Annotated in this window: 15 protein-coding genes; 8 read left to right on the top strand and 7 right to left on the bottom strand. The window is 42.5% G+C overall.

All coding sequences use genetic code 11. The features are described 5' to 3' along the window. Entirely contained in the window at positions 1 to 654 is a 654-nt protein-coding gene (locus WAZ74_RS01965; RefSeq protein WP_422305241.1) for a DsbA family oxidoreductase, read from the bottom strand. A 397-nt stretch (positions 655 to 1,051) separates the two neighbouring features. Here WAZ74_RS01965 and WAZ74_RS01970 point away from each other — a divergent pair, with 397 nt between their 5' ends. The 7 genes from WAZ74_RS01970 (at position 1,052) to WAZ74_RS02000 (ending at position 8,736) form a co-directional block, all read left to right on the top strand. Continuing rightward, the gene (locus WAZ74_RS01970; protein WP_422305243.1) at positions 1,052 to 1,714 is read left to right on the top strand and encodes a 2Fe-2S iron-sulfur cluster-binding protein; all 663 of its coding nucleotides are present in this window, start codon (positions 1,052 to 1,054) and stop codon (positions 1,712 to 1,714) included. Continuing rightward, entirely contained in the window at positions 1,711 to 2,703 is a 993-nt protein-coding gene (locus WAZ74_RS01975) for an FAD binding domain-containing protein (RefSeq protein ID WP_422305246.1), read from the top strand. Before WAZ74_RS01970 ends, WAZ74_RS01975 begins: the two co-directional genes overlap by 4 nt. Before the next feature lie 2 nt (positions 2,704 to 2,705). Then, positions 2,706 to 5,126 carry a molybdopterin cofactor-binding domain-containing protein gene (locus WAZ74_RS01980; protein WP_422305248.1) on the top strand — a complete coding sequence of 807 codons (2,421 nt, stop codon included), beginning with the start codon at positions 2,706 to 2,708 and terminating at the stop codon, positions 5,124 to 5,126. A 122-nt stretch (positions 5,127 to 5,248) separates the two neighbouring features. Beyond that, a complete protein-coding gene (locus WAZ74_RS01985; RefSeq protein ID WP_422305250.1) occupies positions 5,249 to 6,670 on the top strand; it encodes an XdhC family protein in 1,422 nt (473 codons plus the stop codon). Next, positions 6,667 to 7,452 (top strand): nucleotidyltransferase family protein, encoded by a 786-nt coding sequence (locus WAZ74_RS01990; protein WP_422305252.1) that lies wholly within the window; start codon positions 6,667 to 6,669, stop codon positions 7,450 to 7,452. Before WAZ74_RS01985 ends, WAZ74_RS01990 begins: the two co-directional genes overlap by 4 nt. Before the next feature lie 32 nt (positions 7,453 to 7,484). Then, complete coding sequence (locus tag WAZ74_RS01995; protein ID WP_422305254.1) at positions 7,485 to 8,051, top strand: GNAT family N-acetyltransferase; 567 nt, start codon at positions 7,485 to 7,487, stop codon at positions 8,049 to 8,051. A 163-nt stretch (positions 8,052 to 8,214) separates the two neighbouring features. Continuing rightward, a complete protein-coding gene (locus WAZ74_RS02000) occupies positions 8,215 to 8,736 on the top strand; it encodes an HdeD family acid-resistance protein (RefSeq protein WP_422305256.1) in 522 nt (173 codons plus the stop codon). 367 nt (positions 8,737 to 9,103) lie between these two features. Here WAZ74_RS02000 and WAZ74_RS02005 read toward each other — a convergent pair whose 3' ends face one another. The 5 genes from WAZ74_RS02005 to WAZ74_RS02025 form a co-directional block, all read right to left on the bottom strand. After that, positions 9,104 to 9,718 (bottom strand): hypothetical protein, encoded by a 615-nt coding sequence (locus WAZ74_RS02005; RefSeq protein ID WP_422305258.1) that lies wholly within the window; start codon positions 9,716 to 9,718, stop codon positions 9,104 to 9,106. Positions 9,719 to 9,771: 53 nt separating this feature from the next. Then, positions 9,772 to 10,389, bottom strand: a complete 618-nt coding sequence (locus WAZ74_RS02010; protein ID WP_422305260.1) for a hypothetical protein — start codon at positions 10,387 to 10,389, stop codon at positions 9,772 to 9,774. A gap of 74 nt (positions 10,390 to 10,463) precedes the next feature. Beyond that, the gene (locus WAZ74_RS02015) at positions 10,464 to 11,213 is read right to left on the bottom strand and encodes a PhnD/SsuA/transferrin family substrate-binding protein (protein WP_422305262.1); all 750 of its coding nucleotides are present in this window, start codon (positions 11,211 to 11,213) and stop codon (positions 10,464 to 10,466) included. A 3-nt stretch (positions 11,214 to 11,216) separates the two neighbouring features. Continuing rightward, positions 11,217 to 11,711 carry a PAS domain-containing protein gene (locus WAZ74_RS02020; protein ID WP_422305264.1) on the bottom strand — a complete coding sequence of 165 codons (495 nt, stop codon included), beginning with the start codon at positions 11,709 to 11,711 and terminating at the stop codon, positions 11,217 to 11,219. A gap of 234 nt (positions 11,712 to 11,945) precedes the next feature. After that, complete coding sequence (locus WAZ74_RS02025; protein WP_194197747.1) at positions 11,946 to 12,308, bottom strand: roadblock/LC7 domain-containing protein; 363 nt, start codon at positions 12,306 to 12,308, stop codon at positions 11,946 to 11,948. A gap of 683 nt (positions 12,309 to 12,991) precedes the next feature. On the opposite strand from WAZ74_RS02025, the gene gdhA reads away from it, so the two are divergent. Then, a complete protein-coding gene (gene gdhA, locus WAZ74_RS02030) occupies positions 12,992 to 14,338 on the top strand; it encodes an NADP-specific glutamate dehydrogenase (RefSeq protein ID WP_422305268.1) in 1,347 nt (448 codons plus the stop codon). A gap of 246 nt (positions 14,339 to 14,584) precedes the next feature. On the opposite strand, the gene hutI is transcribed toward gdhA, so the two are convergent. Beyond that, a complete protein-coding gene (gene hutI, locus WAZ74_RS02035; RefSeq protein ID WP_422305270.1) occupies positions 14,585 to 15,904 on the bottom strand; it encodes an imidazolonepropionase in 1,320 nt (439 codons plus the stop codon). Positions 15,905 to 15,988: the final 84 nt, after the last annotated feature.

Consider the following 15,988-nt stretch of genomic DNA (forward strand, 5'->3'; position numbering starts at 1 on the left):
TTAATCTTGCATATTAGTTAATTGCTCTAAAATATTGACATAATTGTCGACGCCTTGCGCGCCGCTAACCAAGTGCTGCTCATTAAAAATGATTGCAGGGACGCTTTGAATACCTTGCCGTTGCCAATGCTGCTCTACCTCACGTACGTCATTAGCAAAGCGTTGGTCTTCTGAAACTGCCAGTGCTTCCTCGCGACTCAAGCCAGTCTCGGCGGCGATATCCGCAAGTACCTCGATATCAGAGAGGTTTCTATTATCGGTAAAGTGCGCGGTAAATAGCGCCTGCTCTAACTCATGCATCCGTCCTTGCTGCTCAGCCCAATGCAAAAGCTGATGCAGATTAAAGGTATTATGCATACGCAGCTCATCAGTAAAATTAAACTTAAAGCCGACATCAGAACCTACCTTTGTTATTTGGGCGCGACTGGCGTCGGACTCTGCTTTACTTGAGCCATATTTTTCTGTGATATGTTCACGCATGTTTTGCCCCTCGCTTGGCATGTTAGGGTTTAGCTCAAACGGATGCCAGTGTATCTCATGGGCAGTATTGGTCTGCTCTAGTGCGGCTGCCAGTTGGCGATAGCCGACGACACACCAAGGGCAGACGACGTCTGATACGATATCGATGCGTAGTGGTTTTTTTAACTGATTCATATTTTTCTACCTCATTTATTATTTATAGTTTATCTATTTAAATTTTGTCTGTTTAAATTTTGACGTCTCTTGTCTTAGACTTTATCAATCCATACTTATGCAATAAGACTCAAGTCAAAAAAGGCTAAGTCAAAAAATGCTAAGTCAATCAATACTAAGAGAAAGGTAGAGCGATTACAATGTGCTCTAAGTTACCAATAAAAATTTTCAACTCTAATCATCAATAAGGCTAAAACTAAAGTGTTACAAACTTGCGTCTGATTAAAAAAATACAATGCAATAACTACAAAGTAAAAACAAAGCGATGTTTTTGATAAGCCATAATAAATCAATTCGCGCTATTTTTAAGCGCGTTTATCTTATCCTTTTTATGTTTGTCTGCCAGCGAGAAGCCAGCATGTCTACTTTGACGTTAACGATTAATAAGCAAGATTATCAATTCGATGATCTTGACCCACGCACGACATTGCTCGACCTATGTCGTCAGCATCTGCAAATTACGGGACCAAAAAAAGGCTGTGATCACGGTCAATGTGGTGCCTGCACCATGCTCATTAATGGGCGACGGGTTAATGCTTGTCTGACACTGGCGGTCATGCATGACGGTGATGAGATTACGACAATCGAAGGGATTGGCTTACCGGAATCGCTGTCAGAATTACAACAAGCTTTTAAAGATCACGATGCGTTTCAGTGCGGCTACTGTACGCCTGGGCAGATATGTTCAGCGACCGCATTGATAGAGGAGGTGAAACAAAATTGGCCAAGCTATGTGACCACCGACTTGCAAAACCCTGATGGGCTACTCGCACAAGAAATCTCTGAGCGTATGAGTGGTAATATTTGTCGTTGCTCTGCTTACCCCAATATTATTAACGCTATCTCGCAAGTTTTAGAGAATGAAATGAAAGGTAAAATAACAGCTAACGCTTCTAAAAATACAGCAACAAAAAGCTCAGAGGTAACCGGTATTTGGTCGCCGCCGCCCAGTGAAGCCCAGCTAGGTAAGCCATCACAGAATAATCAAAGTACAGCAACGGTAGCTGGAGGTCATTTATGAAACGCTTTGAATATAGCCGTGCTGACACCGCAGAGCAAGCCGCCAATGCTGCTAGCGCAAAAGACGCCTCGTTTATCGCAGGCGGCACCAATTTATTAGATTTAATGAAGCTAGAGATAGAAACGCCTATCAAGTTGATCGATGTGACTCGCTTAGCTTTAGAGCAGGTAGAAACCACGGCTGATGGCGGTCTACGTATTGGTACACTGGTGACCAATAGCGACTTGGCAGCACATCCTGAAGTCATTGCCAATTATCCAGTGTTATCACGGGCGATTCTCGCTGGAGCGACTGGACAGTTGCGTAATAAAGCCACGACAGGTGGTAATTTTTTACAGCGTACGCGTTGTTATTATTTTTATCAGACTGATAGCCCGTGTAACAAGCGTGACCCTGGCACTGGCTGTCCGGCTATCAATGGCGAAAATCGTACGTTGGCTATTTTAGGGACGAGTGATGCTTGTATTGCCCAGCACCCCTCCGATATGGCTGTCGCCATGCGTTTGCTCGATGCCACGATTGAGACCGTTAAGGCGGATGGCAGTACACGCAACATTGCGATCAAAGATTTTTATTGCCTACCGAAAGACACCCCGCATATCGAAAACGTCTTAGAGTCTGGTGAGCTTATTACTCATGTTTTGTTGCCTGCACCTCTTAAAGGCATACACACTTATGACAAAGTTCGTGATCGCGCCTCTTATGCCTTTGCTTTGGTATCGTGCGCCGCGGTGATAGACGTTGATGATAAAGGCAATCTAGTGACCGTACGTTTGGCATTTGGTGGTATTGGTACCCAGCCGTGGCGCAATGAAGCAGTTGAAGCGCTGTTAACGGATACCAAGGGTGATGACGACAGTATTGGGCAGGCGGCAGATTTATTACTCAAAGAAGCCAAAGGTCAAGGTCAAAACGACTTCAAAATACCACTAACGCGTCGTTTATTAAAACAAGTTATTCAGCGCGCATTAGCGGGCGAGGGAGCATAATCATGTCATTATTAGACTCAATACTTCCATCAGAACCCACCAAAAAAATGATGATGAATGAGCCTGTCGAAACCTTATTTAGCAAAATAGCGAGCAATTTGGTAGGCAAACCAATTAACCGTGTCGACGGCTCATTGAAGGTAAGTGGTCAAGCGCCTTATTCGGCAGAAATTTATCGAGAAAATCAAGTTTATGGTGTATTGGTCAGTGCCAAGATTGCCAAAGGTCAGATTGAGAATATCGATAGTAGCGCATTAGACGATATTCCGGGCATCATTAAGGTTGTGACTGACCGGCAACATTTTTTACGCAACTCACAGCAAGGCGGCGAAACCAAAGCTCCAACACAGGGCGTTAGTGAGATTTTTTATCATGGTCAGCCGATTGCCGTGGTGATAGCGGAAACTTTTGAAGCAGCGACCGAAGGTGCAAACGCGCTTAAAGTCAGTTATAAAGATGAGACTGAACAAGCAGCTTTGAATTTTACCAAAGAGCTTGCTAATGCCCATGATGTTGATGAGAAAAAAGGCTCAGATAAAAATGCGATAAATGGTGACCCAGAGCAAGGTCTTGCTGATTCCGCCGTGACTCTTGATCGCTTTTATCATACGCCAAGCCAGAGTAATTCTCCTATGGAGCCGCATGCGACTTTGGCGTATTGGGAAGACGATAAGCTCATCATGTATACATCAAACCAAATGATTGCTTCTTGCAAGCAGCAAGTCATGGATGCGTTGGACTTAAAGAAAGATCAAGTGCAATTGATCTCACATTATGTCGGTGGCGGCTTTGGTAGTAAGCTGGGCATTGCTCCTGAATCAATAGCAGCGGCCATTTCTGCCAAAGAGTTAGGTCGCCCTGTATTGATCTGTATGACTCGTCCGCAAGTCATGGAGGCAACAGTAAGACGCTCAAATACCCGTCAGCGTATTGCGATTGGCTGTGATAAAGACGGCATTATCAATACCCTGATTCACGATACCGTGACGAGCAATTTACCGGGCGAGGCATTTTTTGAACCGACGGCTTTGTCTACTAAATATTTATATCGCGGTGAAAACCGTCGCGTAAATTATAAAAAAGTAGATATGAATCAAGTACTATCAGGCTCAATGCGTGCCCCCGGTGAAGCAGTAGGCATGATTGCCGTTGAATGTGCGATGGATGAGTTGGCCTCTCAGTTGAATATCGACCCCATTGAGCTGCGCCGCCGCAATGAACCTGAGCAAGACCCGAGCCAAGATATTCCATTTTCGACGCGCCAGCTTATTGCTTGTATGGAACAAGGGGCTGAGCAGTTTGGTTGGGATAAGCGCAATGCCAAACCTGCTAGTCAATTGGAAGGCGATTGGTGGATTGGCACGGGTATGGCGGCATCCGCTCGTGGTAACCAATTAAAACCTTCAGAAGCACGGGCAACCCTGCAAGTAGATGACTCAAAAGAGCTTGGCATCAAAGCTATTATCGAAACGGATATGACTGATATCGGTACCGGCTCTTATACGGTATTTTCTCAGGTGGCGGCTGATTTACTGGGCTTACCGATAGATCATATCGAGATGAAATTGGGCGATAGTGATTTTCCACCTGCAGTTGGTTCAGGTGGTAGCATGGGCGCCGCAAGTGCTGGTAGTGGGGTTTATCTCGCCTGTGAGCAACTGCGTGAAATGCTGGCAGACAAAGTTGGTCTTTATCCTGATACGATCCAGCTTGATAACGGTCAAGTCAAGCAAGCAGGCGAGCACAATCCTAGCGTGACAGAAGCTGCTATTGAAACCGTCAAAGATAAATTAGAAGGTTTAAAAAATACAGTGACCGAAAAAACAGATTTATCCTTGCCAAAAGCTGGCGAGGGAAAATACGATTTTAGTCACTTTCAGTCTTATGCCTTGGCCGATATCATTGCTACATATGATGAACAAAAAATTAGCGCCAAAGGACAAATCAAACCGGGTAAAAATGCTACAAGCCATCGCCAAGCGTCTTTTGGGGCTAACTTCGCTGAAGTGGCAGTGCATAGAGTCACCGGTGAGATTCGAGTCAAACGAATGACGGGCGCATTTGCGGCAGGGCGTATTCTTAATCATAAAACGGCCACCTCACAGTGCTACGGCGGTATGGTGTTTGGGATTGGTTCAGCGTTGATGGAGGAAGTCATCCATGATAAGCGTGACGGTCGCTTATGTAATCATGACCTTGCTGAGTATCATATTCCGGTCAATGCCGATATACCCCAGTTAAAGGTGATACTAGTCGAAGAAGACGACCCTTATACCAACCCAATGCATATCAAAGGGATTGGCGAGACCGCTATATCAGGTGCTGCCGCTGCTATTGCCAATGCTATCTATAATGCAGTAGGCGTCCGAGTTTATGACTTCCCCATTACACTTGATAAGCTGTTATATGAGCTGCCAGAGTAGAATTTTTGGCTAAATGTATTGATAAAAGAAACCCGCTGACCGTAATAATGGTGATGATAGCTAGCGGGTTTTTATAAACGGGTCATAATGGCTATAAAAATATATGGCATATAAGAGGGTTTATGAATCAGGTCGCTGATATTCTTAAGCTGGCAGGCGAGACGCAGCAGCAAAATATTGATGCGGTGCTGGCAACGGTAGTACGTACTGAGGGATCGGCATATCGGCGTGCGGGAGCTATGATGCTTATCTGTGCAGATGGACGCTCCGTTGGTATGATTAGCGGTGGCTGCCTTGAACCACATATCATTAAACGCGCCTTTTGGTTGACGCGCAACGGTGCTAATGTGCAGGTTTACCAGACGGGTGATGAACAGTCGGATGAAGACTATAAAATTGAAGAGCATGAACTTAAAGAGCATGAATTTGAAGGCAAGGCATTTGAAGATCAGGAACTTAGTGGTAATAGCTATTTAGACAATGAGCTGAATTTTGGTTTGGGCTGTAACGGACGCGTACATGTGTTGTTTGAGCGCTTATCAACCGCGTTGCCCATGTTAGATATTATTAGTCACGTTCGTCGTACCCAACAACCTGCAACGATAGCGACTTTAATTCGCTTTGATAGCAAGGATAAGCAACATTTACAAATTGGTATGCGAGTTGATGTAGATGCTTATATTGATAGTGGAAAAATAACGATTATTGATGGTAATAGTACTTCTAATCCAGCTGTATCTGAGGCGTCAAACACAGTTATTTCTCCGATTGAAAATACAGTTGAAGCCGCTATTGAAATATTATCAAAGTATGAGGTTTCTGATAAAAGTGCCGAATATATTGTCTTAAAAAATGGTGATTTATCAACAGAATGGCTGCTGCAACGCTTGCAACCGCAAATACGTTTGCTCATTTGCGGTGCCGGTAACGATGTGACGCCGCTTGTGACCATGGCAAAGCTGCAAGATTGGCATGTAACCGTCATTGACAGTCGCGCGCAATATGCCACGCGATTGCGCTTTCCTCAAGCGGATATCGTCATGCCGTTATTATTAGATGATCACGAAAAACTGCTCAAACTGAGTGACAATGCAGCAGTCGCTTTGATGTCACATAGCCTCACTCAAGATCGTGCTCGACTTGTGGTGTTGTTAGAGCATTCGAGCTATTATAAATACCTTGGTCAATTAGGTCCACGCTATCGTACCGAGCGCTTAATTAATGAGATTCGTGCGGTTAAAAAAAATCCTCATGTCTTAATTAATGGTATTCATAAACTACATTATCCGATTGGTTATAAGTTAGGGGGAGACGGACCTGAAGCGTTGGCACTTAGTATCATGGCAGAAATAAATGCAGTCATGCACAGCCAAACGCCACCAGCAGAGCTTTCCGATACTAAAGTTTCAGACAGTGAATATTTAGAGAATAAGCTCTTAGATACCAAGTTCTTAGATACTAATCTCTTAGGAGGTAAGCTTTTAGATACCAAGCTTTCAGAGACAGTAGCTATGAGTGGTGCTGAGACGTTGAGCTGCGTATGAACATCGATGAATCGACGCTAGTAGACGCTAACATACAGCAGAAAAGCCATGCCCAGCAGCAAGATCATGCGATTATTATCTTGGCAAGTGGGTTAAGTAGCCGTCTTGGAAAAGCCAAGCAGCTACTTTGCAAAGATGGTGAACCCTTAATCAGTCATATGCTTAAATTGGCGTTGAGTACCTATCCGCAAGAAAGCATCCTTGTCATTCCTAAAGAAAAGCCGCTTATTGCTAATGCTATTGAACCGTTAGCCACTCAGCACCCAATGATTCATACAGTCATCAATCCAACAGCTGAAACGGGTATGGCACAGAGCTTGCGATTAGGTATCGATGCGTTAACTGACGTTAATAATCGTCTTTTAAACCGAGTATTAATCATAGGAATTGACCAAGTACTCTTAGATAAACAGCATTTAATCGCATTACTAGCAGGTAAGCAGGCTGTGGTGGCAAGTAGCTATAGTGGTGATAATGACTGGCAGCGCTCTGATAAGTTGCCAAGAGATAAGTTGCTAAGAGATAAAATGGCACTAGATAAAACACCACTTGCTGAATCGTCTAAAAAAAATATTATCGGTATGCCTTTGGTGATTAATTATGAGCTACTTAAACAATGGCAGTCAGAATTAGTTGGTGATAAGGGGCTGCGTCATCTTATTCGAGGATTGTCACCCAATCAAATACAGGTAATTATCAATCATCAACTCAATTATGATATTGATACGCCTGAGCAGCTTGCTTATGCGCAACAACAGGGCTGGCTTGATAAATCCTATTAATGGGCAGTTTAATGAGTGTTATAGAGTACTAAATGACAGGCTATATAGAAACAGAGCGTCTTTATCTTAGACAATGGCAAGCAAGCGATTTTGCGATATTTGCTGAGATGAACGCTGATCCAGAAGTGATGAAGTATTTTCCCAAGTTATTATCAGCTACCATGAGTGATGTCATTGCGAATAAATGCCAGCAGCTGATTAAAGATAACGGTTGGGGATTTTGGGCAGTCAGTTTAAAAGACTGTTCAGAACAGATTCATGCCTTTATCGGTTTTGTCGGCTTGAATCAGACGCATGCTGATCTGCATTTTGCACCTTGTGTCGAGATTGCTTGGCGACTGCGCAAAGATTTTTGGGGACAAGGTTATGCTACTGAAGCTGCCCGTGCGTCTTTGGATTTTGCCTTTAGTGAGCTGGCACTTGATAAGATAGTTGCATTTACTGCTGTCATCAATCAGCGCTCGCAACTTATTATGGAACGTATCGGCATGACGGATACGCAGGATAATTTTTACCATCCTGCGCTTAATGCCAACCATCCACTGGCTGAGCACGTGCTCTACAAAATTACGCGTCAGCAGTGGAGTAGTAGGGATTGATTTTTTTAAAACCAAATAAACAGTTAGCAGGCTTATCAGTACAATACAATGCTTAAGCTCTTATCGTAACAGGACTACTTGAATATACTACTACCATGATACGAGATGTAAAATACTCTACGATATAATTTTCTTTCTATTAAATGTAAATTAAGGTCGTTTTATGAGTCGTACATTGTGGCTGGTGGTGGGCATTATCAGTATTCTTGGCGGTATCTTTGCGTTTTTTAATCCTCTTAGCGCTACCTTCGCGGCTGAACAGTTAGCAGGGTTTACCTTCCTTCTCGTGGGTATTTTACAGTTTATCGCACTCTTTCGTGCGCATAGTACTACTGGTAAAGTGCTCGCTGCCATAGGTGGTGTGCTGGGTGTATTGCTTGGCATTGAACTACTACAAAATCCTTTGCAAGGCATATTAACGTTGACGATGGTGGTTGCTATTTTGTTTATGGCAACGGGTATTGTCAGAGTCGTTGTCGCTTTTGGGCTACGCAAGACAGTGGCTTTTATACCCTTATTAATTTCAGGACTTATTTCAATTGCTTTAGCTGTTATGATATTTAGTGGCTATCCGCAGTCAGCAACTTATATGCTTGGTGTACTATTGGCAGTCGAGCTAATCTCTAACGGTATATCACTCATCATGTATTCACGTGTACAACCGCTTTTGGTTCGTAATATATAGATATTAGTAATAAAAAATATTAAAAGACTCCGTAAAATGGAGTCTTTTTTTTGCTTATACATTATTAATAAAAGCTTAAACTTCATCAATATATAGTCAGTCCTAAATAAAAAAGTACAACTATTATCAGACGCTACTGGTGTAAATTTTACTTGCTTACTGTGCCTGCGCAGACAGAGGCTGCGCAAAATTTATCCCAGTAGCGCTGTATTTATTTAATAGTGGATCGACTATATATTTTAATTCCATAAAAAATGCGCCTATTATTTATAATAAGGCGCACTTAATCGCTTGGATTCTTTCGCTTTATTTAATTTAGCTTTATTCAATTCAAATAACTTCGTTCGGAAATATTAATTTAGGAATATTAATTCACAAACCTAAGCCCAGAAGTTTTCAATGCCCAGACCAGCTCAACAAAAGCACGATTATTGGTCAAAGGTTCGCCATCAATGATAAGTACGTAGCCTGAACCATCAATCCATAAAAACACAAAGCTGGTTTCAGGAATCAGTAAATCAACTTGTTGAAAGAATGAAATCGCCTGACTTTCTACGGCCCAACCGCGTTGTTTTTGGCGTAGCATAAAGCCCGAAAAATCAGCAGCAGCCACACTGAGCATATCAGCTTCTTCTTGGGTATAGCCAATCCGCGCCAGACAAAACCCTTCATCAGAGCCAATCGCTGCGCGGCGTTTACCAGACAAGCTCGATACGACATAAGGTAAAAACTGATCTAATGGTAAATTGGGAGCGGGTAAGAATAGCGACAGCTTCTCGATCCAGCCGTGTTCTAAAAAGCTATCTAACCACTCATCAGAGTAACGCTCAAGCCAATCAGCCGCTAGCAAGGTCTCGCTATAGGATAATAAGTCTTGTAACGATAGCTGTTCAGCAGTCGGCTCACTTTGTGAAAATGCCTCAAAAATACCGGCTGGAGTCAAGGTCAGATACGTTTTATCAGCGTTTAAATAAGATGACATAATAGCTACCATTTAAATGAAGTTTTATGATTGGTTTTAACAAAAGCGCAAATCTAGGCTTTGATGGTTTGATCAAGTTTTTGTTGACAGTTATTCCAGCGATCACTGAATTGCCAATCACTTTTACCTAAGCGAAACCAAACTAAGGAAAATGCCAGACGGTCGTTACGAGCAATACAATGAGCAAAGAACTCATTTTCGATTTGTTCTATCGTGTCTAGGTCTTGGTTGTCACGTGCTAGCATCAGTTCGCTAGTGATGTCTTTAGCGATTTCTTTGGCATCATCACTACTGATACGTAAGCGCTGTGTCTGTTCGTTCAGTGAAGGCGATACCAGTACGCTCCAGCGAGTCGCCAGCATACTGTTCTTTTGAATATAACTTTTTTTGTCGATACAATCGCGGAAGCCTTGTTCGATATGGGGCAATAGACGGCCTTGCAAGCGCGTAAACATGTTGGTGACATCGTAAGGGATATCATACCAACAACCATAAAAGAAATCGGCGATGGCACCTTGCAGTGGCTCTTTTTCGTTTAATAACAGTGCTGCGTTGATACGTTGTTCGTGAAAATGGCGATTGTTTGGTGCCAAAAATATCTTACGCGAGTAAAGACGATATACTCGACGTGCGGCCATTTCACTTTCTTTGATAAGGTCTAAATCAGACATAATAGTGTCCTGTCAGTCATAGCCAATATGGTAGCGCAAGAGGCTATGACCTAAGTCAGATGCCAGTGAACCTGCTAGTCCATTAAAGTTTCCATCAAGTCGATCATAAACTCAGCGTCTTCTTCGTCCATCGCTTCAAAACCTTGAGGCATACCAAGTTCAGCCAGTGCTTCTTTGCCATCATCATCGTTATGCAAATTCAGAATGGCATTCATCAGAATGTCTGTATCAGGGAAGCCCTCTTTAATCAGCAATACGTGGCTAATATCCGCCAAATCACTTTCGATTAATACGCTTAATTGAGCTTTGGTCAAGCGTGAAAAGCTGTGAAAAATCTCCGCCAAAAAAAATGCTGCTTGGGCATCGCCTTTGATCACTTGGCGCGCTGCTGCTTGATAGGTTTCGGTCACTGACCAGCTCAAGTCAGTTTCTTCTAAATCTACCGCCTCAAGCAAACGTAAACCAATCAGCTTAACATCACGGTTATCTGCCATAGCAATGGTTGCGCCATGAGCCAAATCTTCTAGAGCATTGATATCGCTATTTGATGAAGCGGCAATAACCATTTCATCAGATTTACCAATAGGACGCGCAACCGCACGATAGCCTTGCTCACGGATGAGCGTTGCTGCATCAAAAGGGTTGGCATAAATGACTTGCATGTCGCCTGCCTTGATAAGCGCTTCTTGCTCACCATGCGAGGCAGGCATATTCAGGTGCATATTAAGATTGGCACGTTTTTGGATCAAGATATTAAACATATGCCAGCCTGCAAAACGCTCAGGCGAAAAATCAGGGGCGATTAACATATTATGTGTCGTCATGACTTAACCTTCCTCGTCTTGTTTCATTTGGGCATACTGGGCGATAGCCGCATCAATTTTGCTGCGCGATGGCTTACGGCGTACAGACGTATAGCCAACGGTTTCGCCGCGACGAACGTTGGGTACGACAGTTGCGTAAACCCAATAATGGCTGCCATCTTTGCATAAGTTTTTAACGTAGCCATGCCATTTTTGACCCGCTTCAGCCGTTGACCATAAATCTTTATAGGCAGCTTTTGGCATATCAGGATGACGTAGAATAGATTGTGGCTGACCAATAAGTTCATCAACGCTATAACCACTAATCTCTACAAAGGCGTCGTTAACATGAGTCAAAACGCCTTCCAAATCAGTACGCGATACAATTAGCTTGCCATCAGGGTAAGGACGTTCAATACCAGTATCATAGATAGTCCGCGACGTACCATCATAATAACTAAGAGTGAGCTGTTCAGCGGGTACATCAGGCTTAATTGCATCAGGGAGTGGAGAACCCATCGTAATCTCCTTTATTTATTGTTGTATGCATAATTATTGATAAGAGGATCTATTGTAAGCTTATTTTTTACAGGCTTATTTTCTAAACCATTCATTCAATCTAAACAGTGTGCAATACCTTAAATAATTTTTATAAGACAGTGCGTCCGTTTTCATTTAAAGTATTATACACAGAAGGTGTTTATATTGTAGGCATGGCATAAAACCATAGCGTTAGCACTTTAAAATCAACGATTAGATAAGTTTTGCGAGTGCTTCAGACGCACGTTTAATATCTAAGAATATCAAACCAAGTTTGGCGTTCGGTTTTGCCATAATAGTCAGTACCGCTTCATCACCTGATGAAGTCATAATCACGTAGCCTTTTTCACCTTGGATCATGATGCGGTCAATGCTACCACGAGCCAATTCTCGACCTGCACGGTCACCTAGTGATAATAAAGCGGCTGACATAGCGCCAACGCGGTCTTCATCGACGCCTGCTGGTAACGCAGATGCAATCATAAGACCATCGTTAGAAATAAGGGCAGATGCTTCAACATCGGCTGATGAGCTGTTTAGGTCTTCCAAGATTTGCTGGAATGAATCAGTACGCATATCGAATTCTCTATGACGGGTTATTAAATGAATAAAATAACGGTTAGTAATGTTTTAAATAGTCTTTAACTAAAGGGCAATATTATAAACCCTTACAATTAATATTGATATGGCAGGAAGCGAATGCAGGGCTAAATATTAAATATTTTTAACCTTTTATCTTAATTTCATTACCTTTCATCGTTAACTTATTTATAAGAGTAAATAAAAGTTGATTTTCATTATTTTCTCATTACTTTAGATTTTTATTTGATGCTTATATCATGAAAATAAGTTTGTATAATCAATGAGATAAAAGTAAGCTTTTAATCATAAAATAGTGCAAAAATACTTAAGTGATAGATATGAGCTTTTTGAATATGGCGTTTTCAATCTAAGGTCTGCTATAGATTATAATGATAAAAAAGTAGCTCATAAATTTTGATGATGGCGATATTTACTAGACTTATACCCCAAAAAAATGATATATAGATATGAGATAAAAATTATTTGTGCGTCTGAGTTTAAGATTTAGAGGCACAAACAGTTGGCTTCTAATCCCACCAGTTTCTATACTAAACACAAATGGCGTATAGGGGCGACTTCAATCCCATATCAGCGTTTGCCATCCTATCGTTTGCAGTTATGCGATAAAACGTCGATGTAAATCAGCACGATTACAATCTTTACCCTAAGGAAACTATATGAGTATCAGTCAAGCCATCGAAAAAGTTGAAGCACGTTATGCCCATCAGCCTGAATTTATTCAGGCAGTAAAAGAAGTTGCGCTTACTATTGCCCCTCTCTATGATGCTCATCCTGAATATGAAACCTTAAAAGTATTTGAGCGCTTAGTAGAGCCTGATCGCGTTATCTGTTTCCGTATCAACTGGGAAAACGATAAAGGGGAAATCGAAGTCAACCGTGGCTGGCGTGTCCAGTTTTGTAATGCGTTAGGTCCTTATAAAGGTGGTCTTAGATTCCATCCTACTGTCAACCAATCTGTCCTAAAATTCTTAGGCTTTGAGCAAATATTTAAGAACGCGTTGACTGGTCTGCCAATCGGTGGTGGTAAAGGTGGCTCTGACTTCGATCCTAAAGGAAAGTCAGAAACTGAAATTCGCCGTTTTTGCTACGCCTTTATGCGCGAATTACATCACTATGTGAATAAAGACATTGACGTACCTGCCGGTGATATCGGTGTGGGTAGCCGTGAAGTCAGCTATATGTATGCCATGTATAAGAATCTAACGCGCGAATCTACAGGTGTTATCACCGGTAAAGGCGTTGGTTTTGGTGGTAGCTTAATGCGTACAGAGGCTACTGGCTATGGCGCGGTATATTTCTTGGAAAGCATGCTCGCTGCTCAAAATGAAGATATCAAAGGTAAAAAGGTACTGGTATCAGGTGCTGGTAATGTTTCACTACATGCGGCTGAAAAAGTCTGCATGCTAGACGGTATCGTTCTGACTGTCTCTGATTCAAAAGGTACCTTGTATGACGAGAAAGGCCTGAATCAAGAAAAAATTGATTGGCTCAAAAAGCAAAAAGAGCAAAGTAAACCATTAGCAGAATATGTTGATGTTTTTGGTGGTGAATGGCTTGCTGGTAAAAAACCATGGCAATTCAAAGCCGATATCATTATTCCATCAGCCACACAAAATGAAGTGGATGAAGAGGATGCCAAGCAATTGGTTGAGAATGGTATCAGGTATGTCGTTGAAGGCGCTAATATGCCATTGACTGCTGACGCTATTGATTATATCCGCTTACATCATGTGCATTATGCGCCTGGCAAAGCAGCTAATGCGGGCGGCGTTGCAGTCTCTGCGCTTGAGATGTCACAAAACTCAGTACGCCAATACAAAACGCATGAGCAAATTGACTCGCGCCTTAAAATCATTATGAAAAACATCCATGATAGTGCTGCTGAAGCTTCAGAAGAATATTGCCAGACTAAAGATGGTTATATTGATTATATGTCTGGTGCTAATATGGTAGGCTTTAAACGTGTGGCTGATGCGCTAGTTGCCTATGGTATTCTGAACTAAGCTTTTCATTATTGCTATTTATGCTAGCACCTGATTACAATAATAGCTGGTATTATTGATAGATATATAACGCGCCTACTTAAATAGTAGGCGTGTTTTTTTATATCATGTAAAAGATCACTTAATCAGTATAGTACGCTTAAGATAAAAGACCGACATTATAATCGGCGTTGTATAGCAAAGCCCCAATCATGACAGTCATGGTTGGGGCTTTTTTTGTTTATTGTAAAATTAAAGTTATAAAGCTTAGCGCCACTGACCTTGACGCATAATACCAGTAATCGGGTTAAGACCAATTTGATAGCACAAATCCGCAGGGCGAGTGATATCCCACAGTGCTAGATCGGCATCACAACCGACTTCTATTTTACCTTTATGTGATAAGCCCAATGCTTGTGCAGCATGAACAGTTGCACCGGCTAGCACTTCTTCAGGTGTTAAATAAAATAACGTACAGCCCATATTCATCGCCAGTAATAGCGAGGTCAGCGGTGACGTGCCGGGATTACAGTCGGTTGAAATAGCAATAGCAACCTGATGCTTACGTAGTGCTGCTATCGGTGGCAGCTTAGTATCACGCAAAGTATAAAATGCGCCCGGTAATAGCACAGCAACGGTATTACTGGCCGCCATTTTCTTAATGTCTGTCTCTGACAAATGCTCTAAATGATCGCTAGATAGTCCTTGAAATTCAGCCACTAAGGCACTGCCACCGATATCAGACAGCTGCTCAGAGTGGAGCTTGACAGGCAAGCCTAATGAGCGTGCAACATCAAAAACACGTCTGATTTGCTCTGTACTAAAAGCAATATTTTCACAAAATCCATCAACCGCATCGACTAGACCTTCGTTATGCAAAATAGGCAACCATTCGCAGACTTGCTCAATATAGTCGTCCGCGCAGTCTTTATATTCGGGGGGTAAGGCGTGGGCAGCGAGATAAGAGGTGCTAACATGAATGTCGTACTTATCGCCCAGTTGGCGGGCGACGCTCAGCATTTTGCGCTCAGTGTCTAAGTCCAAGCCATAGCCAGATTTAATCTCGATACTGGTCACGCCTTCTTTAAGCAGTGCCACAAGACGTTTTTCACTCTGGGCAAAGACTTCCTCAATACTGGCATCGCGAGTGGCACTGACCGTCGCAACAATACCGCCGCCTTGCGCGGCAATATCTTGATAACTGGCGCCGTGCAGACGCGCTTCAAACTCATTGCTACGATTACCTGCATAGACCAAATGCGTATGGCAGTCGATTAAGCCCGGTGTTATCCAGCTGCCGTTAGCATCTTTGATTTGAGTAGCTTGATAATGAGAAAGATGCGGCGTCATCTGTTCGTTCGACCCAATCCATGCAATTTTGCCATCTTTGATACCGATAGCGGCATTCTCTAATTGACCATAAGGTGCGCAGTTTTCCGATGTTGATTTACCGTTTTCTTTACTGTTGCTATGTACATCAAAACCATAATTCGCTGAAAAGGTGGCAAGATTGGCGTTGATAATAATTTGATCGAAAGACGTTATGATTGTGGTATCAGTCGTCGTTTGGTTTGTAGTGTTAGTCATAATATACTCCTGCTAGGCGTTAATTATTTATATCCAATAGTCGGTTCGCTTTAAAACAGATGCAGTGTGGCTGATAGCATTTTT

It is taken from the genome of Psychrobacter sp. (assembly GCF_049295055.1).
Taxonomy (GTDB): Bacteria; Pseudomonadota; Gammaproteobacteria; order Pseudomonadales; family Moraxellaceae; genus Psychrobacter.